19 protein-coding genes are annotated in these 22,977 nt (G+C 55.5%); 8 read left to right on the top strand and 11 right to left on the bottom strand.

Features of this window, described 5'->3' with window-relative positions:
• Positions 1 to 5 precede the first annotated feature (5 nt).
• Together HNI00_RS01630 and HNI00_RS01625 are read right to left on the bottom strand one after the other, a co-directional pair.
• Positions 6 to 1,108, bottom strand: a protein-coding gene (locus HNI00_RS01630; protein ID WP_316790103.1) for an ISKra4 family transposase whose coding sequence is annotated in 2 segments (ribosomal slippage) — positions 6 to 946 and positions 946 to 1,108 — 1,104 coding nt in all. Because the reading frame shifts where the segments join, the coding sequence is not laid out codon by codon here.
• A 42-nt stretch (positions 1,109 to 1,150) separates the two neighbouring features.
• Positions 1,151 to 1,642 (bottom strand): hypothetical protein, encoded by a 492-nt coding sequence (locus tag HNI00_RS01625; protein WP_316790101.1) that lies wholly within the window; start codon positions 1,640 to 1,642, stop codon positions 1,151 to 1,153.
• Between the two features lie 383 nt (positions 1,643 to 2,025).
• Here HNI00_RS01625 and HNI00_RS01620 point away from each other — a divergent pair, with 383 nt between their 5' ends.
• The 4 genes from HNI00_RS01620 (at position 2,026) to HNI00_RS01605 (ending at position 4,284) form a co-directional block, all read left to right on the top strand.
• Complete coding sequence (locus HNI00_RS01620; protein WP_316790099.1) at positions 2,026 to 2,319, top strand: transposase; 294 nt, start codon at positions 2,026 to 2,028, stop codon at positions 2,317 to 2,319.
• A gap of 68 nt (positions 2,320 to 2,387) precedes the next feature.
• Positions 2,388 to 2,810, top strand: coding sequence for a helix-turn-helix domain-containing protein (locus HNI00_RS01615; protein WP_297078364.1), 423 nt, complete (start codon positions 2,388 to 2,390; stop codon positions 2,808 to 2,810).
• A complete protein-coding gene (locus tag HNI00_RS01610) occupies positions 2,756 to 3,523 on the top strand; it encodes an IS630 family transposase (RefSeq protein ID WP_316790097.1) in 768 nt (255 codons plus the stop codon). Before HNI00_RS01615 ends, HNI00_RS01610 begins: the two co-directional genes overlap by 55 nt.
• A gap of 17 nt (positions 3,524 to 3,540) precedes the next feature.
• Positions 3,541 to 4,284, top strand: coding sequence for an IS5 family transposase (locus HNI00_RS01605; protein WP_316790095.1), 744 nt, complete (start codon positions 3,541 to 3,543; stop codon positions 4,282 to 4,284).
• Between the two features lie 264 nt (positions 4,285 to 4,548).
• On the opposite strand, the gene HNI00_RS01600 is transcribed toward HNI00_RS01605, so the two are convergent.
• From HNI00_RS01600 to HNI00_RS01590, 3 genes are all read right to left on the bottom strand, one after another.
• On the bottom strand, positions 4,549 to 4,845 hold the full coding sequence (locus HNI00_RS01600; RefSeq protein WP_316790092.1) for a hypothetical protein: 297 nt from the start codon (positions 4,843 to 4,845) through the stop codon (positions 4,549 to 4,551).
• Between the two features lie 296 nt (positions 4,846 to 5,141).
• The gene (pdeM, locus tag HNI00_RS01595) at positions 5,142 to 5,825 is read right to left on the bottom strand and encodes a ligase-associated DNA damage response endonuclease PdeM (protein ID WP_316790090.1); all 684 of its coding nucleotides are present in this window, start codon (positions 5,823 to 5,825) and stop codon (positions 5,142 to 5,144) included.
• A 22-nt stretch (positions 5,826 to 5,847) separates the two neighbouring features.
• On the bottom strand, positions 5,848 to 8,190 hold the full coding sequence (locus HNI00_RS01590; protein WP_316790088.1) for an ATP-dependent helicase: 2,343 nt from the start codon (positions 8,188 to 8,190) through the stop codon (positions 5,848 to 5,850).
• A gap of 72 nt (positions 8,191 to 8,262) precedes the next feature.
• Here HNI00_RS01590 and HNI00_RS01585 point away from each other — a divergent pair, with 72 nt between their 5' ends.
• Positions 8,263 to 8,847: a Uma2 family endonuclease gene (locus tag HNI00_RS01585; protein ID WP_316790086.1), complete on the top strand. Its 585-nt coding sequence runs from the start codon at positions 8,263 to 8,265 to the stop codon at positions 8,845 to 8,847.
• Between the two features lie 53 nt (positions 8,848 to 8,900).
• Here HNI00_RS01585 and HNI00_RS01580 read toward each other — a convergent pair whose 3' ends face one another.
• Together HNI00_RS01580 and HNI00_RS01575 are read right to left on the bottom strand one after the other, a co-directional pair.
• Positions 8,901 to 9,371: an HIRAN domain-containing protein gene (locus HNI00_RS01580; protein ID WP_316790084.1), complete on the bottom strand. Its 471-nt coding sequence runs from the start codon at positions 9,369 to 9,371 to the stop codon at positions 8,901 to 8,903.
• A gap of 151 nt (positions 9,372 to 9,522) precedes the next feature.
• Entirely contained in the window at positions 9,523 to 9,972 is a 450-nt protein-coding gene (locus HNI00_RS01575) for a DUF1810 domain-containing protein (RefSeq protein ID WP_316790082.1), read from the bottom strand.
• A gap of 179 nt (positions 9,973 to 10,151) precedes the next feature.
• Here HNI00_RS01575 and HNI00_RS01570 point away from each other — a divergent pair, with 179 nt between their 5' ends.
• Entirely contained in the window at positions 10,152 to 11,921 is a 1,770-nt protein-coding gene (locus HNI00_RS01570) for a glycosyltransferase family 39 protein (protein WP_316790081.1), read from the top strand.
• Here the strand turns inward: HNI00_RS01570 and HNI00_RS01565 are convergent.
• Positions 11,866 to 15,168 (bottom strand): PAS domain-containing protein, encoded by a 3,303-nt coding sequence (locus HNI00_RS01565; RefSeq protein ID WP_316790079.1) that lies wholly within the window; start codon positions 15,166 to 15,168, stop codon positions 11,866 to 11,868. The genes HNI00_RS01570 and HNI00_RS01565 overlap by 56 nt on opposite strands.
• Before the next feature lie 287 nt (positions 15,169 to 15,455).
• Positions 15,456 to 16,802, bottom strand: coding sequence for a glutamine synthetase family protein (locus tag HNI00_RS01560; protein WP_316790077.1), 1,347 nt, complete (start codon positions 16,800 to 16,802; stop codon positions 15,456 to 15,458).
• Positions 16,803 to 17,294: 492 nt separating this feature from the next.
• Here HNI00_RS01560 and HNI00_RS01555 point away from each other — a divergent pair, with 492 nt between their 5' ends.
• Together HNI00_RS01555 and HNI00_RS01550 are read left to right on the top strand one after the other, a co-directional pair.
• The gene (locus tag HNI00_RS01555; protein ID WP_316790075.1) at positions 17,295 to 18,668 is read left to right on the top strand and encodes a hypothetical protein; all 1,374 of its coding nucleotides are present in this window, start codon (positions 17,295 to 17,297) and stop codon (positions 18,666 to 18,668) included.
• Entirely contained in the window at positions 18,662 to 18,991 is a 330-nt protein-coding gene (locus tag HNI00_RS01550; protein ID WP_316790073.1) for a hypothetical protein, read from the top strand. Before HNI00_RS01555 ends, HNI00_RS01550 begins: the two co-directional genes overlap by 7 nt.
• 80 nt (positions 18,992 to 19,071) lie before the next feature.
• Here HNI00_RS01550 and HNI00_RS01545 read toward each other — a convergent pair whose 3' ends face one another.
• Complete coding sequence (locus tag HNI00_RS01545) at positions 19,072 to 20,346, bottom strand: PQQ-dependent sugar dehydrogenase (RefSeq protein WP_316790071.1); 1,275 nt, start codon at positions 20,344 to 20,346, stop codon at positions 19,072 to 19,074.
• A 362-nt stretch (positions 20,347 to 20,708) separates the two neighbouring features.
• Positions 20,709 to 22,937, bottom strand: coding sequence for a photosystem I core protein PsaB (gene psaB / locus HNI00_RS01540; protein ID WP_316790068.1), 2,229 nt, complete (start codon positions 22,935 to 22,937; stop codon positions 20,709 to 20,711).
• Between the last annotated feature and the right edge of the window lie 40 nt (positions 22,938 to 22,977).

Genomic DNA, 22,977 nt, shown 5'->3' with positions numbered 1-22,977 from the left:
GCGTGTCACCTTCTTGAGAGAAAAAGGTGTTGAGGATCGAGATGTGCATTGAGATAAGCACAGCGATGCGCTAGAACTTGTGGTGCATGCTCTGGATTCCAACTGGCTCCCGATAACTGAATCCGACGGTCAATCTGTTTGACCCAAGACTCCACATCTCCAGAACCAATCGCACAAATGCCTTCTGCTTGAAAATACTCATAATTGACAATGCGATGACGATGCTCCCGGAGATAGTTTTGAAAACACTTCGCCTGCTCTAGAGAACAATCCTCAAATACTGCAATGGCTGCATCTACTCGCCCACGCCAAAGCAGGTGACGTGCTCGGGTATGACGTTGCAACGACCCACCCACTTTGTGCAGATTCTCCATCAAATGATACCAATCGAGAATCTCAATGCGATGGTTATCTTCGAGTAGTTGGCTCAGCAGATTCCAAATGCCCGGATGTCCATCACCGATGCAGTACAAGGGGGACTGTAACGGTTGGTCTTGCACCCAGTTGAGCAATGCCCCATTGTCCTGAAACCACGCCATGCCGATGCCGTCGGTGTCTAACCGTACCGCTTTGTATTGCTTCCACTCGGATGGTTCGCCCTTGGGCGTGACAAAGCGCATTTGTCCACCGTCCAAACTGACTTGATTGACCGCATCCGGCGGTTGCACTGTGGGTTGGGTAAATGTCTGACGTTGCACCAGGCGTTGCTGAGTTTTCGCACTCACCCGCACTCCGGTTAGAAGTGCCACATCTTCGGTGGCATGAGCATAGGACACATTCGCACTGATTCTCAGACAACACATCTCCAGATAGGGACTCAACTGACTCCCTTTGCTCACTCCCAATTGATGGGCTTGTTCGCTGGTCAGTTGCAGTGCTCCTAGAATGCTTTTTAGCTGTCGCGGGTACCCTTCGGTTATGCCCGTAACTGTTTCGATAAAAAAACGCCCATCTTGGGTGTTACGTGCTTCTGAACCTGCTCGCGCACCGCTGCTTCAATTTCTCCCAAGTTGGTCATGGGCGTTTGACTGGCATCAGCATCCTTGTACAGCAGTTTGGCAAGTTCGCGGACATGATACGCAACAGCTTGTTCTTCTTCAGGGGTCATGACCATCATCCAGCGATTGAGGACTCCTCCATTCTGATTTTTCTACTCAGAAGGTGACACGCTCCCGTTCATCTCACCTGTAGTGCTTAAATAAATTGTTGAAAGTTGACTTATATAATTCTTTATTGCTTCTTGCTGAAGCCTTTTCCTATCTTCTTCACGCCTATTTTCTTCACGCTGTAAATCACGCTGCTCTTGATGTTCTGTGTATCGTTGAGTAGCTATTAGTACAGCAATGGGGATCAAGATGACTCCAATCGCTTCCAAAATAGGAAAAATTTTTTCAATGATTCGGAAGATATCTGCTTTGTCAAGCCAGTTTGCACATGGTTCAATAAGTTTTTTCTCAAGAAGAGTTAGATTTCGGTTGCTTATAAACAGCCAGTACCTTAGTGGGTTCTTAGTTATTTTCTGAGCAGCAACCCAGTCTGATTCTTTATCTCCTAATTTCCCTTTTAAAAGACGATTCTGATAAATTTGATTAGCAATTTTTTTAATCCTTTCTGTAGACTTCTGTCGATTAAATAACCTCATACTTGGCAACCCACACCCAAATTAGAAGGATGGTATGTATTTCTTTCCGTTCTAAAAGCTCGTATTCAGTTTTTCTTTCATAAAACTTATTTTTCTCAGAGGCTATTCCCGGAAGTATCACCGCCGCTAAAGACTTCTGCAAGCTAACTATTAATTAGACTGATTCCGTCTGCCTATCTACCCCCAGGAGGGGAATTAGGCTGACAGCCGTCTGTCTAAGATCCCAAATCGGGGAAATAGGCTGACGGTTGTCTGCATAATACCCCAATTTGGGGAGTTAGGCAGATGGGTTCACAAAGGGGAACCTCGAAAAATTGGTCAAGTAGTGTCTTGAGTTGAGACAAGAGTGAGATCATAGTCAGAGAGAGTAAGGGTGAAGACTGATGAGCCAAGCCGGATTTTGGGACTGGGAAGAACGCCAGGCCAAACTGAGGCAGAAAAAAGATCTATTGGTGCGGCTCAACCAAATTGTTCCTTGGGAGGACTTTCGACCTACATTGGAGAAAATCCATGACAAACCTCGAAAGAGCAATGCGGGACGCAAAGCAATCGATGTCGTGGTGATGTTCAAACTCCTGATTTTGCAACAGTTGTACAACATCAGCGATGAGGAACTGGAATATCAAGTCAGTGACCGTCTGTCGTTCATGCAGTTCATGGGGTTTAGTACTTTGTAAATTAAGTTTTTTGGACTCAAGCGAGTGAGTAGTAGACTGTTCACAGTCCTATTGTTAGCTGAGTAGAGATGAAAAAGTGCCAAGTCGAACTGCGTCCAACCGACCGCGATTACCTAGAGAATTTGTTGCGTAAGGGTCAACTGGGAGCCCGGCAGTTTAAGCGGGCGACTGGTTTACTGGAACTTGACCGAGGCAAACCCGTAAGTGCCGTTGCGACGACCTTAAGTGTCTCAGAGACGACGGTGCGAGCATGGCGCGAGCGCTATGAACAGGAAGGATTGCAGATGCTGCATGACAAGCCCCGCTCGGGTCGCCCAATCGAGTTTGATGGTGAGCAACGAGCCAAGATTACGGCCTTAGCTTGTAGTGAAGCCCCGGTCGGTCATGACCGCTGGGACTTGCGTCTGCTGGCGGATAAGGCGGTTGAACTGAACTATTGCCAGAGCATTTCACATACGCAAGTCGCGAAGATTCTCAAAAAAACGAGTTGAAGCCTCACCTCAAGCAGACGTGGTGTCTGGGTCAATTGGATAGCCGCTTTATTGCTCAAATGGAACAGATCCTTTGGTTGTACGCCCAACCTTATGACCCTGCCTACCCGGTGGTCTGCTTCGATGAGCGTCCCTGTTTTCTCATCGGTGAGGTTGTTGCCCCGTTGCTGATGCGAGCGGGTCATGTCTACAAAGAACACTACAGCTATGAAAAAAATGGCTCTTGTGCCTTGTTAGCGGCAATTGAACCCTTAACGGGAAACCGTCTAGCTCAGGTGTACCCGCAACGCACCAAACGAGAATACACCTTGTTCTGCCAAGCGCTGGCGACTCAGTACCCCCAGGCCTGTAAAATTCGCCTGATACAAGACAATCTCAACACCCACAATGCCAGTTCCTTCTATGAAAATTTACCTGCGGCCGAGGCGTTCGCTTTAGCTCAACGGTTTGAGTTTTACTACACACCGAAATCCGCGAGTTGGCTCAACATGATTGAGATTGAGTTGTCGGCGTTGGCACGCGGTTGCTTGCATCAACGCATTCCTACGATAGAAGAATTAAAACGGCAAGTTTTAGCGTTGGTTGCAGAACGTCATGAGCAACATATCAAAATCGACTGGCAGTTTTCGATTGAAACTGCCAGGAGCAAACTTAGTCGTCACTACGACAACATTCGACCTGAACCAGTGGGAGTAAAACCGTCAGATACTTAATTTACAGAGTATTTAGTTTGTCCGATGAAGTGCCTGATGCAACAACCGTCTGGTTATTTCGCAAACAACTGATTGAGCAGGGGTTGATTGAGGCATTATTCGAGCAATTCGATGGTTACTTAATCAAGCAGGGCTATGCTGCCAAAGGAGGACAGATTGTAGATGCGACCTTAATTCCTGTGCCCAAGCAACACAACAGCAACTCAGAGAACCAGCAACTCAAGCAGGGCGAAATCCCTCAAGATTGGCAGGACAAGCCGCATCAATTGGCGCAAAAAGACACGGACGCTCGATGGACGAAGAAGCGAGGTGTGTGCCATTTTGGGTACAAAAACCACGTCAGTATCGATGCTGAGTATGGTTTGATCCGGCAGTATCAAGTCACCGATGCAGCAGTGCATGATTCGCAAGTGTTGGGACATTTATTGGACGACGACAATGAGGCAGGTAGCGTATGGGCAGACAGCGCCTATCGCAGCGAGGCGATTGAGCAGGTGCTGGCGTTGATGGGCTTTGACAGTCAGATTCATGAGCGTTCCTATCGCAATCGTCCGCTGAGCGAGGAGCAACAACACTCGAATCGCACCAAGTCAAAAACCCGCTCGAAAGTCGAGCATGTGTTTGGTGCGTGGATCATGCAAATGGGTGGCAAACTGGTGCGCGTGATTGGAATGGTACGGGTCAAGGCATCCTTAGGGCTGAAGAATCTGACCTACAACTTGATGCGCTATACGTTCTTACAGACCCAAGTAGCCGATTAAACGCCGGAATCGGCAGACTACTGCTGGGTTCTATGCCTGCCTACAGGATGAGGTAGTTCAAGAGCAGTCATCTGCTAGGGGAAGCGCAGCAATGCTCCTGTCTCACTTGAGACTCTACCCTGGCAAAATTCAATTAATCGAGGTTCCCAAAGGCTTTAGACAAGCGAGGCTGCGAGATTGGGGATTTTGGAGTGGGGATTTTGGATTTTGGATTGAAGGGATGCCCTGCTAAAATCCAAAACCCAAAATCCTCCTTATCTGTTCTTACTCGGTTGCACCAGAATTGCTGCGGATGTCGCGGTGCAGGTAGCGCAGCACTTCGCCGGGGCGACCGTCGAGGACGATGCCGTGGGGTGGGAAATCCAGGGCGTGCGTCCACTCGAAGCGTTCGGCGTAGCGGAGCAGGTGGAGTCGGTCAATCGCCATCTGTGCGTCTTCGGGGAGGCCGATGATGCAGTGGCGCAGGCGGCGACGGTGGGGCAGTTCGCAGGTGAGCGGGGGCAGCGAAAACTGGGTCGCCTCCGAGAGTGGGGACGACCAGGTGTATTGAATTGTCAGCATTTGGGGTTTCCTCCAAGGAAACGAGTGGGTAGGAAACCCCGAAATGTTGGCCGCCCACGGACGTGAAGCGCTGGGACAGGGCGGCCTACAATGGACGCAGCCCTGAGACAGCCCGGATCTGTCGAGGGGTCAGGTGTTGGTAGGTGTTGCGAGCATCTACCGACACCGCAGGTGACTAAACGACCAAAATTTCGGGGGAAAAGGTAAGCCGCGCTGACTTGGGGTCATTCACAGCTTGATGGTCGATTGTAGTCGATGTGTTTGCATCTTGCAAGAAAAACTTAGAAAGTTTGAGTTTAGAAAGTTTGGATTCTGCGCTGCCCCGCCTGGGAGTTTCCCGAAAACGGGACGACTTTATCTTCTGCCACCCCATAGGCGATCGCCCCTGGTTTTAGCCGCACCTCATAGCCGCCTGTGAAGCCGCCGAAGGACGGCAGGATCAGCCGATGGGGCGGTTCCAGCAAGAAGCACGGCAGTCGGAGCGAGTCGAGTCGAGTCTTGAGCCGCAAACAGGGATGAATATGACCACAAAGATTCACGCAATCAGGAATGTCAGCCGGTTCGTGACTGAGAACGAGTCCAGGATATTCGATGGGGCGGGTGTGGAACGGGATTTCAAATAAATCTAGCAAAGAGGCGATCGCCCGATCGTGATTTCCCAAGATCACCTGCACTGTTGCGCCACAGGTCTCAGTAAAGTGAATCCAGGATTGCAGGATTGCGTCATCCAGTCCGCGGGGCGAATGGAACAGATCGCCCAGAACACAGAGCGTTTTGGGCGAGAGGCGATCGCATAGAGTTTTAAGGCGTTCCAGCGTATCCTGATTCACACGATTGGGAATCGGCACACCCAGCGATTGGAACGCTTCGGATTTTCCCAAATGCACGTCTGCGACCAGCAGCAAATCCAAATCAGGAACATATATGGCCTTGTCTGGCAAAAGCTGGAGGCGCTGATTAAGAACAGAGATTTCATGCATGGCGAAGGATGATATGCAGAATTTACGAACGCCCCAGAGCTTGCATCAGCGCATTCAGAACAGGCGTGGGCTGTTGGGCCTGCAAATTCGACGGATTCGCCCAGCTAAAGGGGGCCTGACGCTCGGCCGCCATCCACAGCAGGCGACGGGCGCGGGTCATGGCGACATACAGCAGGCGATACTCTTCCGCAATTTTAAGCTGCTGCGCCTGCTGCCAGGCCGTGTGGATATCGGGCAAAGGCGACTGGTGAACCTGGGCGCGAATCTGGGCGCGGGCCACTTCCGCTAGGTCAAACTCGCCTAAAAATTGCTGAGCAGGCGGTACCCAAGCTTTTCCCGGAATCGTCTGCTGTTGCAAAAACGGCAAAAATACAAAATCCCAGTCCAGTCCCTTGGCCTTGTGCATGGTGATGATGGTGAGTTGCTTAGGGCGGACGTAGCGCGTGTCGATGTCCTCCGTTTCCACAGGCTCAAACCGCTCGGATTGGACAATTTCGCTCAGCACCTCCAGCGTGAATTGCAGCGATGGCTCGCTGGCGGTTTGCTGGGCAATGCGGGCAGCGAGTTTGTCGGCGGTGGCGAGTTCTGTCTGGTCATAGTTCAGCGTCAGCGCCAGAAACGGAATCAGTTGAAACTGGGGCAATTCTACCCGCGCCCGCAGCAAGCCTGCACAATAGCGCCGCGCCTGCACGACCGGATCGGGCTGGGGCGTTTCCAGCGGGCCGGGATAGAGAAAATCTTCCGGCTGGCTGCTGAGCGCGTCGAGGTCCTGCGGCGGAATCAGTTGCCGATCCGCCAGCACCCGCAGCGCTGCTTTCAGGTTGTCGGGCGAATGGGGGCGATCGCAAAATTGCAGCAGGGTCAAAATTTCGCCAGGGACGTGGGAATGGCGATCGCGCTCTCCCACCTCGTACACCGCAATGCCCAGCGCCCCCAAATCTGCACCCAGCTTATAGTCCGTTGGATTTCGCAGCACAGTTGCCACAAAGCGCCCCATGCGGTTTTCGCGCACCAGCACCGCCGCCCGCGCCTCTGGCTCTCTGGCAAACAGTTCCGCCACCCGCTGGGCGATCAAATCCACGCTGCGGTAGATATCTGGCGGAAAGCGGATCTCCACGCCTTCGCCCTCTGGCGGCGGATTGCTGTCGGTTTGGGGGTCGCCGGGGGGCACGGGACGGATCACCTGGAGGCGAAAGGGGAGGGGGCTTGCAGCAAGGGGGCGATCGGGTGCATTGTTGACCCACTGCACTAGGAAATTGGCGGCATCGATGACGGGCTGCGTGCTGCGGCCAGCCTGATCCATTTCGGCAAGGCGGCCCTGCCGCTGGCACTGGGCGCAAAATTCGCGGAAAAACAGCGGGTCGGCAGGGGTGAATGTGGAGTTGATAGCCTGGTTGGGATCGCCAACGCGGACGAGGTTGGGCTGTCCTGTGTGGGAATCGGCGGCAAGCAGTTCCAGCAGGCGCGTTTGCAGGGGCGAGGAATCCTGGGCTTCGTCTTCAAACACGGCGTAGACCTGCTGCTGCCAGGATTGCCGCGCTTCGTCGTTTTGCAAAACGCGCAGGGCCGCGAGGATCATGTCGTCGTAATCCAAAAAACTGCGCTGATGGAGCAGGGTTTCGTACTGTTCGTAGAGTCCGGCGGCGACTTGCAGGGCGATGTTGTTGGGCAGGAGGTTGAGGCCGTCTTCGGTGATGTAGGACGGAGAAAAGTCGGCGCTTTGGGCGATCGCTCTCACGTCATCAGGACTCAAACCCGAACTTTTGGCTTCGTGAATCGCCGTATTCGCTAGATTCGGCAAAATCTCCGTACCCAGCACCGATCGCCGCCGCAGTCGCTCGGTTTCTTCGCCATCGGCCTGTTGCCCTTCCAATAGCTGACGATAGAGGTCAGGATGGGCGGCGCTCCACTGCTCCACGGCGGTTTTGATCAGCCGACTGCCTCGCTCCGGCGTGATCAGCGTCAGCCGGGTCAGGTCAAGTTCGGACAAATCGGGGTGGCGGCTGGCAATGTTCAGCGCCAGGCCGTGCAGCGTGTAGACTGAAAATCCGGTGGTGGGCAGTCCCAATTCTTTCAGCAACTCGCGGATTTTTGCCCGCAGGTTTGCCGCCGCCGAGCGCGTGAAGGTGACCAGAAAAATCTGGCGGCTGGGCAGGGTGCGGTCACGCAATGCGTTCTGATAGCGCCGCCCCAGCAGAATCGCAGTGGCGATCGCCATGCCCGTAGATTTCCCCGACCCCGGCACCGCCGACACCGCCAGCGGCCCGCCCGTCCAGTCGGCCATGCGCTGCTGCCCCGGTCGGAGGCGATCGCGCAGGGCTTCTAGCTTCGTCTCTAGCGTTTGCAGTTCTACAGTAAGCACCATGCTTTATAGCGTAGCGCCTGAATCCCAATTCGCTATGCTAAACGAAAGCGCTGCATTGCGAGAACTGCCGCTATGATCGCAGAGCCTCAGCCTCACCGCCTGTCGCCCCAGGAATATCTGGACTGGGAAGCCACGCAGGACATCAAGCACGAATACCTCGATGGGGAAGTGTTCGCCATGACGGGCAGCACAATCGCCCATAATTTGATTGCGCTGAACTTGGCCTCTACGTTGAAGGCTTTTTTGCGGGGCAGAGGCTGTCGCGTGTTCATTGCCGATGTGAAGGTGCAGGTTTCGGAACGCGGGGCGTATTTCTATCCTGATGTGATGGTAAGTTGCGATGAGCGCGATCGCCCCGCCGTCAACCTCATCCAACACCCTTGCCTAATTGTAGAAGTGCTGTCTCCCACCACCGAAGCCTTCGATCGGGGCGAAAAGTTTCGGCGCTATCGCCAGCTTTCGGCCCTGCAAGAATACGTTTTGATTGATGCCACGCAAATTAGCGTCGATCGCTTTCGCCGCCTTTCAGATACGCAGTGGGAACTGCAATCTTTTACCACAGAAGACACGCTCGAACTGACGAGTATTGGCTGGCAAGGGGCGATCGCCCTACTCTATGAAGATGTAATTTTTGAGAGCATTCCACCTTCAAGCTAAATGGAAATAAAAGTGAGAAAGAAAGTAGTTGGATTGCTTTATCAAGCAGCTTCTCAGGTGATCAACCCGATTTCGATTTCCAGCCTTTGCCAAGGATTATCAGCAGATTGTTGATTGGCAATTTGGGCGGTCAGCGTTTCGCCGCGATCTAGCATTTGCGCCAGGGTTCTGTTTGCAACGCGAGGCACATAGCCCAATTTCCGGTCTTGCCAGTAAACCTCGATCGCATATTCGTCATGCTTGTTGTCAGGCTCACGGACAAGCCGCACGGCATCTCCGACAGCCAGGTTTTTCCATACTTTTTCACCATCGTAGTATTGAAAACCAGCGACAAACACAGTTTGAACCAACTTGATGGTGCCGTTAGAGTCAGCACTTGAATGAGAAGATACCCCTTTCGCAGGAGCAAACCACGACAATATCCGATTAAGGTCAGCTTGGGTAAGATAGCGAAGACCGGAATTCGGAGTTCCCTGGGTAGGGGCAAACCATGATAGTGCTAGCTTAAGTTTCTGTCTGTCCATAATTATTGCCAGATCCGTTTAGATTCATCCAAACCCATTCAGATTCATTGTGTTGTCAATTACATTGGCTATTAACGCTGGCCAAGTCGTGATGGTTCTGGATAAATAGCTTTGGCAGGGGATATACCAACTATTCAATTCGCTTCTCAATTCAATATTCCTCATTCCTCAATTCAATTAGCTTCAGCGTTTTGGCATCCGGTTCGCCCTGAAAATATTGGTCGAGCAGTTGGTGAAACACCGAACCAGCAGGCGATACTTGGGCGAACAGCGTGGCGCAGGATTTCAGCTTTAGGTCGTCGGGTGAGCCAAAGACTTCATGGGCAGAGCGCCCGTCTAGCCGGAGTACTGCCTCGGCACACTCGACCAGGCGATCGCCCAAAATGGGATGTTGCAGGTATGCCTCGGCCTCGGCAAGGCTTTTGATGGCGTAGTGCTGAGACGTGGCGCTGAAGCCCAGCCCTGCGTATTGCGGGAAAATGTACCACATCCAGTGCGATCGCTTTTTGCCTTGCCGAATTTCCGCCAGCGCCCGCGCATAGTCAGACGTTTGCGCTTTCACAAAGCGATTCAGATCATAGAGGTCGTCTTGCTCTGCCATAATGCACCTTAGTTATTAGTTAAAAGACTGTTTGATTACCCAGCCGTTCTCTTTCTAGCGCCCTCTCCCAAATCGGGAGCAAGACGTTTTAACTGTCTGACTCCCCTTCTCCCCACTTGGGAGAAGGGGCTGGGGGATGAGGGGCGGCGTTCAAAGAAGACTGTGCCCCAAGCCTTGTCATGAAGTTTACCCGCACGCCTCTGATCCTTGCTTTGCTGCTGCTGTTGGGGCTGGGGCTGCGGTTTTGGGGGCTGGACTTGAAGCCGATGTGGCTGGATGAGGTGATTACGGCGATCGCCGCGATGGGTCGTCGCTATGACGAAATTCCCGTCGGGCAATTCTTCCCCCTGTCTTATCTGGACGAGTTTTTCACCGTGCAGCCGGGGCTGAGTTGCACAGACATCACGCAGCGGCTGATTGCCACGTCGCCTCATCCGCCGCTGTTTTTTTGCCTGATGTATGGCTGGATGGAGGCGCTGCGGCCGGGCGAACACTGGGTTTGGGCGCTGCGGGCGCTGCCAGCGCTGTTTGGCGTGGGGGCGATCGCCGCTGTGTATGCGCTGAATCGGGTTGCCTTTTCCCCGGTCGCGGGGCTGGCGGGGGCGGCGGCAATGGCGGTGTCGCCCTTCGGGGTGTATTTGTCTCAGGAGGCGCGGCACTACACGCTGCCCGTGCTGCTGATCACACTGGGACTGCTGGGGCTGGTGCAGATGCAGCAAGACTTGCAGCGGCATCGGTTTCGCCCGTGGGTGTGGCTGGGCTGGGTGGCGATCGCCGGACTGGGACTCTACGTTCACTATTTCTGCCTGCTGGCGCTGGCGGCGCAGGTGGGGGCGCTGCTGGGCTGGATGCTGCTGCACCGGGGGCAGATGTCGCGCTGGGGCTGGGGGGCGCTGGGGCTGGCGATCGCCGCTGTGTTCCTGATTTACCTACCGTGGCTGCCCACCTTTTGGGAACACATGAACCGCCCGGAAACCGAGTGGCTGGGGCTGGCAGACGGCATGTTGGGAAGACTCTCGCCGCTGCTGCAAACCACGGTGGGCTGGGTGCTGATGGCGGTGATGATGCCTGCGGAAAAACAGCCCAGGGCGATCGCCATTCCGTCGGCGCTGTTGATGCTGGGCTATGCCGCGTGGCTGGGGCGGCTGCTGTGGCGCAGCGGCCGAAATCTGTGGGGCAACACGCCGCAGCAGCCCGCGTTGACCTTGCTGGTGGGGTTTCTGGGGCTGGTGCTGCTGGAGTTTGCCGTCATCGTCTACGGGCTAAATAAAGATATCACCCTAGCACCGCGCTACAACTTTGTGTATTTTCCAGCAGTCTGTGCGCTGGCGGGGCTGCTGCTGGCCCAGTTGCCCAGGGGGGTGAATGCTCGGCGCGTGTGGGCGATCGCCCTAGCGGTCGGCATCGTCAGCAGCCTGGTCGTTTCTAGCGGACTCGGCTTCTACAAAAGCTTCAACCCGCTGAAGGCCGCCAGCGAAATGTATTCCGACGACCCGACTACACCCACCCACATCGTCGTCAGCGCCCCCAGCACCCAGGAAATCGCTCTGGGCCTCAGCTTTGGGCTGGAGATTCGCCGCCGCGCCGTGCAAGACCATGCCACCACGCCGATTCGCCTAGGGTTTTTACCTCAGCCTGCACGAGACGCGGCATTTTGGGAGTCCCTGGCAACCATGCCCCAGCCTCAGGAGCCACCGCTCAACCTGTGGGTGGTGGGTTCTTCTCAAATGCCCAAGCCCAGCTTTCCTCAGCAAGTCCGCTTGCAGCGCCCGCTTGGCAGCCGCCCCCGCCGCATACGATGCGCGATCGCCCCCGACGAAACCCACCACGCCGCCAACTATCCCTACCAGGGCTACGTTTGCCAAGCGGGGGGAGGGCGTGTCTCCCGTGCCGCTACTCCTCTGCCTCCGCGCTCAGATCCGGCGGCAGCAGCGGCAGGCGGATGGTAAAGGTGGTAGAGTGGCGATCGCCCGATACCGACAAGCTGCCGTGAATTTGCTCGACTCGTCGCCGGGCTAGCGCCAGCCCCAGTCCCGTGCCGCTATGCTTCCAGGGGTCGCTGTTGGGGATGCGGTAGAACTTCTCAAAGATGCGATCGCGCTCTGGTTCGGGGATCGTGATGCCCGTGTTGGTGATGTGGATGGCGTAGTGGGGAGACGCAGGGTGGGGAAGCTGGGCACTCTCCGTTTCGCTATGTTCTAGAGCTTCTAGTTCTAAATCTTCCAGGCGGGCGGAAACGCAGATCGTCTCGTTGGTAGGCGTGTACTTGCAGGCATTTTGGAGCAGTTCTGTGAAAACTTGCTCCAGGTAGGAAAAATCGGTGGTGACGAACAGCGGCTCGGTGGGCAGGTGAAAGTGCAGGTTTTGCTGCTGGCTGCGGGCGCGGCTGACGAAGGGTTCGGCAACATGCAAGATCCAAGACCGTAGCTCCAAAGTCGTGAGCAGCAGTGGCTCGGTGTTGGCAGTCAGGCGCGACAGGTCGAGCAGGTCGTTGATCAGCCTCGTTTCGCGATCGCACTCGCTTTGCAGAATTTTGAAATACTGACTGATTTGCGGGTCGTCGAATACGCCCTTGCGCTGAAGCAAAATCTCCAGCATTTCTGCGGACATTTTGATGCTGGACATGGGCGATCGCAGTTCGTGAGACACCGTGTTCAGAAAGTCGTCTTTCAAATGGTTGAGCCGGGCCAGCTCATCGACTTGGCGCTGGGCGCTTTGATAGAGCCGCGACTGACGCAGGGCGATCGCGCACTGGTTGGCAACCTGCTGCACCAGCCGCGTCTCCAGTTCTCGAAAGGCTTCCTGGCCGGGCTTGAATAGCCACAAACTGCCCAAGACTTGCTGGTCGTGCAGAATGGGGCAGACCAGCAGCGCCACCGGCTGCTCGGTCAGATGGGTTGCCACCTCTACATCGGCAGCGTCGGCCTCACGATGGGGCACCTCACGATGGGGCACCTCACGATGGGTAGGCTCAGGAGGCATGGATTCACCCGTGGCGCTGAGGCCGGGCAGCGTTTCTAGACAGCATACCTGCACAAACTGCCCCGCCAAAATGGCCCGATGCACCTCCGGGAGATCGATCAGGGGAACCACGAGTCCCTGGCTAGAAGCCATCTGGGCGTGGCTGCGATATTCATAGTAGATGGTTAGCGTTTGCGTGGTCAGGTCGTATATTCCCGCCTGACAGCGCTCTACCCCCAGCCCCAGCCCCAGTTCGGTTACGGCGGTTTGCAAAATCTGGTGTTCGTCCAGGCTATCGCGCACCTTGTCGGTAATCCGCTTGAGCCTTGCCTCCAGGTCGATGGCCTGCTGCAACTGGGTGGTGCGTCGCTGCACCTGCGTTTCCAAGGTGGTGTTGAGGAGTTGCACCTGGTGAAACAGTTCGGACTGCTGGATGGCGATCGCCAGTTGATCGGCCACGCCCTGCGCCACCTCTACTTCCCAGTCTTGCCACGGGTCGAGCGACAGTTCTCGCGTCAGGCTGAGGCTGCCCCACACAGTTTCCCCAATCTTCAGCGGCACCAGCAGCCACCGGGCGGGCATCTCTGCCGCCAGAGTTTGGTTAAAGCTGCCACCGGCCTGGCGATTGTCGCTCAATTTCACAAGCTGACCCTGAGCTAGCTGTTCTGCTAAGGGGTTGCCGCGGTGGGGAATGCGGAGTCCGGGTCGATGGCGGGCAGGCGACCCCGGCGGCACGTATTCTGCCTGAAGCAGCCAGCACGCTTCAGAAGCAAGGTACTTTACAATCGATACACTGCTAAGGTGCAGCAGGGCAGCCGTCTCTCGTACAGCGGTTTCAAAAATCGTGGGCAAATTCAGAGATCGACGGATCGCCTGGATCACCTGATTCAGCATTTGCTCTCGCTGCGATCGCTGCTTGAGTTCTATTTCTAGCTGCTTGCGCTCCGTAATGTCTTGCGTCGTGCCATAGAGCTTGACGACGCGCCCTGACGCATCGATCTCGGCCTGACCCCGCGATTCTAGATAGCTGATCGAGCCGTTGGGCTGACTCAGGCGCAGATCGAGTATGTAGGGCTGGCCAAGGGCGATCGCATTTGACACTGCCGCATCCAGCCGCATCCGATCCTCTGGCACAAATTTTTGCAGCAGTTCTGGATAGCTGGGTTCGCCCTGCGCCCGCTCCACCCCGTGAATCTCATACATCTGGTCCGACCAGGTAATCCGCCTCGTTTCCAGGTCAAGTTCCCAGTTGCCAATTCGGGCAACGGTCTGGGCTGTTTTCAACCGCGTTTGACTCTGCCGGAGTGCCTCTTCGGTCTGCTTGCGGTGGCTGATATCGATCTCTACCGCCGTGACGCGCCAGCAGTGGTCATGGGGGCTATAAAAGCTGGATGCTGCACTTGAGAACCAGCGGAGGGAGCCGTCTTTGTGGAAAAACCGATATTCAAACGTAACAGGCTCCCCTTGCAAAAGCTTAGTTTGATTAAGCGTTAGGATCTTTTGCCGATCGTCTGGCAGCAGGCGAGACATCCACAACTGTTGATCGGCCATCAGTTCTTCCGCGCTATAGCCAAACAGCGCCTCGCTTCCCGGAGAGCGATAGTCGTAGTCCCAACTCAGGTCGGCATAAAGCCGAAAGCTGGTCACGGCTGCACAGGCACGGTTCAATACTTCCTGAAGTTGTAGGGCGGTTTGCTTTGAGGTGTGTTCTAGGGCTTTGCGATCGCTGATATCGGTCACCAGCGCATAATAGCCGCGCACCTGCTGGGTTTCGTCCCAGTCGGGCACAAGCAGCACCGACACTGGGCGCGGTTTCCCAATTGCGTGGGGCAACTCTGCTTCATAGTGAACTGATTTGCCAGATAGTGCCTGTTCGATAAAGGGAGCCGCAAGCTGGTAGGCCGCCTCCCCAATGACTTCCCGCACAGATTTGCCGTAGAGTTCTTCCCGCCGCCGCTCCATCCACACTTCGTAGGTGCGGTTCATAAAACGGCAGCGCTGGTTAGCATCGACGTAGGCAAGGCAAACCGGCAGGGAATCAAACAACTGCCAGAGTTTCAGTTCATGGCTCCCTAGAGAACTTTCGCCGGATGGGTTAGAAGGCAGGCCGTCAGGCTCCTCAGGCACACCATTCTCTGTCAAAGCATGGGCTGCCAGGGTTAACGGATTCGGGAAGCCATGCGGCTGGGGCAGAGAAAAAGGGCGATCGCTCACGGGTTTGAGATGGCTCGGCAAGCTGTCTGCAAAAGCCTGAAAAATACTTGCGCTTAAAGAAAATTTAAGCTTGATTACTTGCCACAATAGCATTCCTGGTGGTGTACATTTCGGTTCTCACGGCACGGTCCAAAGGTGGGTTTTGAGGAGCGTTTTCGGGGGATTTGACAGTTCTCAACGGTGTCACCTAACGGTGTCTCTAAACGATGTGACGATGTGATCATGCTCTAGCCAGACCCAGCCGCAGCAGCCTAGTCAATCGCCAAGTGATATCACCCCGATATCATTCGGTAATATACCATTCCTGGTTAATATCGCTCCAGCAGCAGCCGCACCTCTTCTTCCAGTTCCAGATTGCCCAGAGCGCTCCACTCGGCCCGGCGCACTGCCAGAAATGCTTGCGCCAGGTCGGCTCCCAGCGCATTCAGCAGCACGGCGGACTGACTGAGGTGGGCGATCGCCGCTCCCAGGTTGGCGGGCAGCCGATCGATCTGGCGAGCCTGCCGTTCTGCCTCGGTCAGCGTGGCAGGGTCTACGGCGATGGGGTCTCCGGGTTCTCGCCGCTGCTGAAGGCCATCCAGCCCCGCAGCGATGACTGCGCCCAGCGCCAGATAGGGATTTGCCGAAGCGTCTACGGTTTTTAGCTCAAGATGGGTCGGGCTGGGCGGGTGGGGATTGCTGGGCACGCGCACGGCAGCCTCGCGGTTGTCCATGCCCCAGGCGCGAAAGGCTCCGCTCCAACTCTGGGGCTGGAGACGGCGGTAAGAATTGGTGCTGGGTGTGGTCAGGGCCATCAAGGCGGGGAGATGGTGCAAAATGCCGCCAATAAAATGGAGGGCGATCGCCGAAAGGGTTCCAGCCCGTCCTGGATCGGGCAACACATTCACGCCCTCGCGCCACAAGCTCAAATGCAGGTGGCAACCACTCCCCGCCTGGTCAGCAAAAATCTTGGGCAAAAACGAAGCCCGCAGCCCGTGCCTCAACGCCACGCCCCGCACCGTTTCTCGTAGGGCAATCTGCGAGTCGGCCGCCCGCAGCGCGTCTCCATAGCGGACGGCAATTTCGTGCTGCCCCGGCCCCGACTCTGGATAATAGCGCTCGACCCAAATTCCCTGGGCTATTAGCGCGTCAGTGATGTCATCGATGACTGCTTGGTTCAGATCCATCCCCAGAGTTGCCGCAAAGGGGGTGCGATCTGCCGGGTGAATCGATCCTGACTCATCCAGCCGCAGCAGATAAAATTCAGGCTCAAACGCCGCCATCACCCGCAGCCCTGCCTCTTGCTCCAGACGAGCCAGCATTCGCTTCAGGAAGCCGCGCGGACACAGGCTCCAGGGCTGTTCACCTAGCTGCATGTCGGCCATCACGCGGGCATGGCCCGGCGCGTAGGGCAAGGGGGTCAGCGTTTCCCAGTCGGGCACTAGCCACGCTTCGCCTACGGGCCCTAGCCCGCTGTCTGCGGCCACGCCGTCCAGCATCACGGGAACCGCCTGCTGCGCCATTGAGATACCGATTCCCCAGTCTCGATGTTCATCTAGAAACTGGCGGTGAAAGGCTTTGCCGCGAATGACGTTGCCGTTGTCGCACCATAGCAAACGCACAAAGCGGGTGTTGTACTGGGTGAGTCGGGTGGCTAGAGAATCAGAGTCGGTCATGGGGTTTGTGATCGTTGCTTGTGATCCATGTTGCGATCGCCCTTGCTGAACTTTGGGGAGCAAAGAGTTCTGCGTATAGTTCCATTGAAGCAAGATTAAAGCTTCAATAAAGCCTCTGTGAAGCTAATAGACGCGCTTGAACGCCGCCTTAAGATACATGTGAGCAAGTCACCTCAGTAATTGCACGCACTTATGTTGTGAGTGCTTCTGCTACTCGTTCTCTAGCTTTACTCTTATGCCGTCAGGGCTTGATTGCCCTTCATTTTCTAAGCATTTCGGCTCTGTCTGCCAGTTTTAGGTTCCCCGTCCGATTTCTAGGTTCCGTCTTCAAATTTTAGGTTTCAAGTCTCAAACGTCTTAGGGTGCGAGTTGGTTTTGAAGTAGACCCGTAGTGTAGCAGGTAGTTTTGCGCTGCTGGTTTATGTTGAACTTCATGTCTGATCCTGCGCTCTTATCCGGAGCTTGCTCTCCCAGATTTTTATATTCATTGCTATGGATAGCCAAACCTCATTTTTATCTGCCAATCTCTCTCCAGCCTCTTCGTCCGATTTTCTAGAAATCGTCCTGGGTAGCGGCAACGACACGATCTTCACGCCTACTGAACACTCAGAGCGAACCCTCTATCGGGGTGGTCTGGGCATCGACCAGATTAATCTGGTGTTTACATCCGAGCAATTCCAGTCCATCCTCGACAGCGGTCAGTTGCCTGCTCTAAAGACTTACCTCAGCAATCCAACAAACCGACGGCTAGAGCTGGTGTCGCTGCTGAACTTTGCGGCTGAGGGCTTTGAGATAGCGGCGTTGTATATTCAAGACGCGAGTAACCCGGAATCGGGCGATCGCCTCGTGCCCATTTCCCTGGACGCGCTGCTCAATACAGAAGCCATTGTCATCGGGCAGCCTGCTGAAGTAGGAGTCCTGAGGGCGATCGCCTCCACAGACGACCCACTGCCCTTTCAGCTTGCGACGCTGGCTGAATCTGATGGAACCCTCGAAAATTTTTCCACACTGGTCGCCTCGAAAGGTTTGCCAGAGGACGAGATTGCCGCAAAGCCGACACTGGTTGGTGCTCCCAATGTCAGCACGCTGTTTATTGGGATGGATCGAGCCTACGTGATCGAAGCTAGCAACGGCAGCGACTACATCTATGCAGGTGATTCTGATGATCTGATCTATACCGGGTTGATTGCCACTGAAGTTCCCTCTCCAGTCCCCAGCACCACTGACCCGGCCCCCCTATCTGTCCTCACCTTGGCAACAACGAACCCTGCCGCTGCCGTACCCGCCGACATCGACCGGGTATGGGCAGGCGGAGGCAATGACACCATCATCCTCAGCAGCGGTGCCGACACGATTTATGGAGAGGATGGTGACGACCTGTTTTTATTCAATGTGCCGGGTTATGCAGACGGCAGCGCTCTGGATGGCGACACAATCTACGGCGGCGCAGGCAGCGACACCATCCGCAACGACACGCCCGGAGCCGATATCTTCCTCTGGCAAATCAACAATTTCTACCAATTCCCCACCTCAACCTGGATTCTTGGCGTAGAAGTGTTTGACGGCAACGGGGGAACGATTATTGGGCACGATACGCTCACCAACTATCTCGACTTCTCAGGGTTTGAATCGGTCATCAATGTCCCGCTGATTCGGCTGGGAGAAAATTATGACCTCGTATATGCCTCGAGTTTTACCACAGCTGTAGAAATCCACGGACTTGGCGGCAATGACATTCTTATTGGCGGTGCAGGCGATGATACGCTGGTCGGCGGGCCGGGCGACGATGTGCTGAGGGGGAGCATTACTCCAATGGCAATGCTGCAAAGACTAATCTGGTCGGCGGGCCGGGCGACGATGTGCTGAGGGGTGGCCCCGGTCGAGATACGTTTCACCTGAATGCACCCGGACAGGGCATAGACCAAATCAATGACTTTACGCCCGGTGTGGATCGCCTGCGAATCGCAGCTTCCGACTTTGAGAATTTCCAAAGCGCTGGGCCGTTGCAGGCAAACCGATTTGCCGTAGGTGTCGCCGCTCGGACTCCCCTCCACCGAATCATCTACAACCCGTTGAACGGAGATTTGCTGTACGACGCAAACGGCTCTGGCGATGGCGTGGGCGCTGTGCAAATCGCGATCCTGCCAAGAAACCTATCGCTGAGTCACTCTGACATTCTGGTGATGTAGGAGTTTGGCTTGAGTGAGGATGTAGATACCGGCTACCTAAAGCGAAGCCACTTTAGATCACAGCCGCTTCAATTTCGTCATCAGGAAGCGCCTAGACGAATCAGGCGGCCGTTTGGCGCGTCGGTGAGGACATAGAGATAGCCGTCCGGGCCCTGGCGCACGTCTCGAACCCGCTGTCCAATAGGAATTGAAGATTCGTTGACAACTCGTCCCACCTCATCTACCTCAATCTGGCGTACATCTTGTGAGACCAGACCACCCGCAAACAGTTTCCCTTGCCACTCTAGGAAGCGATCGCCCCGATAAATCGCCAACCCCGACGGGGCCGTAGCTGGAGTCCACACTAGGCGAGGATCGACCATGCCGGGTCGCGACTGTTCCGAGGAAATAATGCCGCCGGAGTATTCGCGGCTAAAGGTGACCACCGGCCAGCCATAGTTTTTGCCTGGTGCAATCAAGTTCAACTCATCGCCGCCGCGAGAGCCGTGTTCTGTGGACCATACCCGCTGAGTTTCTGGGTCAACGACTAAGCCCTGAATATTGCGATGTCCATAGCTCCAAATACTAGGCTCCGCGTTGGGTGTGTTGACAAAGGGATTGTCGGCGGGGATAGAACCGTCGTCATTTAGGCGCACAATCTTGCCGAGATGCACGTCCAAATTTTGCGCTTGGTTGCGGATCAGGTCGCCGTCAAGCTGTACGGGTGGGTTGCCGCCATCGCCAATCGACACCAGCAGCGTATTGTCGGGTAGCCAGGCCAGACGGGACCCGAAGTGTTGCCCCTGCGTCTTGGCGCGGTTCACTTCAAATAGCACCGTCCAATTGGTTAGGCGTGCACCGTCAAACTGGGCGCGGGCGACGCGGGTTTGGTTGGCATCCACCGCCCCATGAGCATAGGTGAAGTAGACCCAGCGATTTTCGGCAAACTGGGGATGTAGGGCAATATCCAGCAGTCCACCCTGACCAACTGCCAGCACCGGAGGAACGCCAGGAATCGGGGTTGGATCAAGCTGCCCGTTGCGAATGATCCGCAGCCGTCCGGGCCGCTCGGTCACCAGCATGTCGCCATTGGGCAGCCAAGCGATACCCCAGGGATGCTCCAGGTTTTCGGCGATGGTGGTTTGCTGGATTCCTTGTTGCTGGGCGATCGCCCCGCTGAGGACAGGCGGAATGGCGGCATCAACCTCGCTAGCAGCAGCGGCAACGTCAAACGCAGCAGGTGCTTCAGCATTAGATGCGGCAGGCGGAATGTCAGAGGGGGAATCGGCGGGGGCGATCGCACCGGGAGAGGCTTCGGGCATCTCTGGCTGCACGGGAGGCGAAGCAGCGCAACCGATTAGGGAAACGAGAGCCACTAGATATCCTGGGGTTTTCAAGAGGTCAGGGTTCAGAATCGCCATAGGACATTGAGTTGCCGAATCACTGCACAAAAAATCAGCCCGCTGAAATCATCCTGCTGAAATCCTGGTCGTCAGGCGCTTTCGGGGACTGCGTGGAGGGCGATCGCCCACCCTACAATACAGCTTGATTATAACGACGGACTTCCCTGACCCGGATCTGTCCCAGTGCAGAGCCTCTACAAAGACGCTGATCAAAATACGCTCAAACAAGCTCAGATACGCTCAAATACGCTTAGAAATTAGCTGAAACAAAAAGCCCCTCACCGGATGGCGAGGGGGCTTTCAGTTATGGATTTAATGACCTGAACTCCATCAACCTAGCCAAATCGACTAGAGGTTGAGGCGATCAGGAATGCGGCATAGGTCAGGATGTAGCCCACCGTGAAGTGTGCCAGACCTACCAGACGAGCCTGAACGATAGACAGCGCCACAGGCTTGTCTTTCCAACGAACCAGGTTTGCAAGCGGTGTCCGCTCGTGGGCCCAGACGATGGTTTCGATCAGTTCTTGCCAGTAGCCGCGCCAGCTAATCAGGAACATGAAGCCTGTTGCCCAGACTAGGTGTCCAAACAGGAACATCCACGCCCAAACCGCCAGGTTATTCATGCCGTAGGGGTTGTAGCCGTTGATTAGCTGAGCCGAGTTGAGCCACAGATAATCGCGCAGCCAGCCCATGATAGTCGGCGAGCTTTCGTTGAACTGTGCTACGTTTCCTTGCCACACGCCCAGATGCTTCCAGTGCCAGTAGAAGGTGACCCAACCAATGGTGTTGAGCATCCAGAACATGGCGAGATAGAAAGCGTCCCAGGCAGAGATGTCGCAGGTGCCGCCACGACCAGGGCCATCGCAGGGGAAGCTGTAGCCGAAGTCCTTCTTGTCAGGCATCAGCTTCGAGCCGCGAGCATCCAGCGCGCCTTTCACGAGGATCAGCGTCGTGGTGTGCAGACCCAGGGCGATCGCATGGTGAACCAAGAAGTCACCCGGGCCAATGGTCAGGAACAGCGAGTTTGCGCCGCTATTGATAGCATCCAGCCAGCCCGGTAGCCATACGTTGCCGTGGTTGGGCCAGGCGGTCGCCGCAATGCTGTCAGGGTTCGACAGCAGCGCGTTGAAACCGTATAGCGCCTTGCCCGAAGAAGCCTGGACAAACTGTGCGAACACAGGCTCTACCAGAATTTGCTTTTCAGGAGTGCCGAATGCCTGCATCACGTCGTTATGGACGTACAGACCCAGGGTGTGGAAGCCAAGGAACAGCGACACCCAGCTCAGGTGAGAAATCAGCGCTTCTTTGTGTTGCAGCATCCGATCCAGCACGTTGCCCTTGTTCTGAGCAGGGTCATAATCCCGCACCAGGAAGATCGCGCCGTGCGCGAACGCACCCACCATGATGAAGCCAGCAATGTACTGGTGATGGGTATAGAGGGCTGCCATCGTCGTGTGATCCTTCGCAATGAAGGCATAGGGCGGCATGGCATACATGTGCTGCGCCACCAGGGAGGTAATCACACCCAGCGCTGCCAGAGCGAAGGCAAGCTGGAAGTGCAGCGAGTTGTTCATCGTTTCATACAAGCCCTGGTGGGGCAGGTTGAACTGACCTTCGCTGCTCTTGCTCAGCAGACCGGCTTTGGAGTTCAGCATTTCTTTGATGCTGTGTCCAATGCCGAAGTTGGTGCGATACATATGGCCTGCGATGATGAAGATCACGGCGATCGCCAGGTGGTGATGCGCGATATCCGTCAGCCACAGGGATTCGGTTTGGGGATGGAAACCACCCAGGAACGTCAGGATTGCCGTGCCCGATCCTTCACCCGTGCTAAACACATGGTTCAGACCGTCGGGGTTCTCCGCATACACGCCCCAGTTGCCCGTAAAGAAAGGCAGCAGACCAGCGGGGTGAGGCTTCACCGACAGGAAGTTATCCCAACCCACATGAATCCCACGAGACTCAGGGATTGCCACATGAACCAAGTGTCCCGTCCAGGCCAAAGAGCTAACGCCAAACAGGCCTGCTAGGTGGTGGTTCAGCCGAGATTCTGCGTTCTTGAACCAGGACAACGACGGACGGAACTTGGGTTGCAGGTGCAACCAGCCAGCAAACAGAAAGATCGATGCCAGCAGCAGCAAGAACACTGCGCCCGTATAGAGTTCGCCGTTTGTCCGCATCCCGATCGTGTACCACCAGTGATACACGCCAGAGAAGGCAATGTTCACCGGCCCAGAAGCACCGCCCTGGGTGAAGGCATCGACGGCCGCTTTACCGAAATGAGGGTCCCAGATCGCATGGGCGATGGGTTTTACATGCAGCGGGTCTTTGATCCACTGCTCAAAGTTGCCTTGCCAGGCGACGTGGAAGAGGTTGCCCGAAGTCCACAAAAAGATGATTGCCAAATGACCGAAGTGAGAAGCAAAAATCTTTTGATAAAGATTCTCCTCCGTCATGCCATCATGGCTTTCGAAGTCGTGGGCGGTGGCAATCCCATACCAGATCCGACGAGTGGTCGGATCTTGCGCCAAATCCTGGCTGAATTTTGGGAATTTAGTTGCCATAAGTCCTGATTGACAGACTCAGTTAACAATCAGCAGTTTT

The sequence above is a fragment of the Thermoleptolyngbya oregonensis NK1-22 genome (assembly GCF_032705245.1).
Lineage (GTDB): Bacteria > Cyanobacteriota > Cyanobacteriia > Elainellales > Elainellaceae > Thermoleptolyngbya > Thermoleptolyngbya sichuanensis.
The sequence above is the reverse complement of the archived record's forward strand: the minus strand, read 5'-3'. Positions and strand labels throughout refer to the sequence as shown.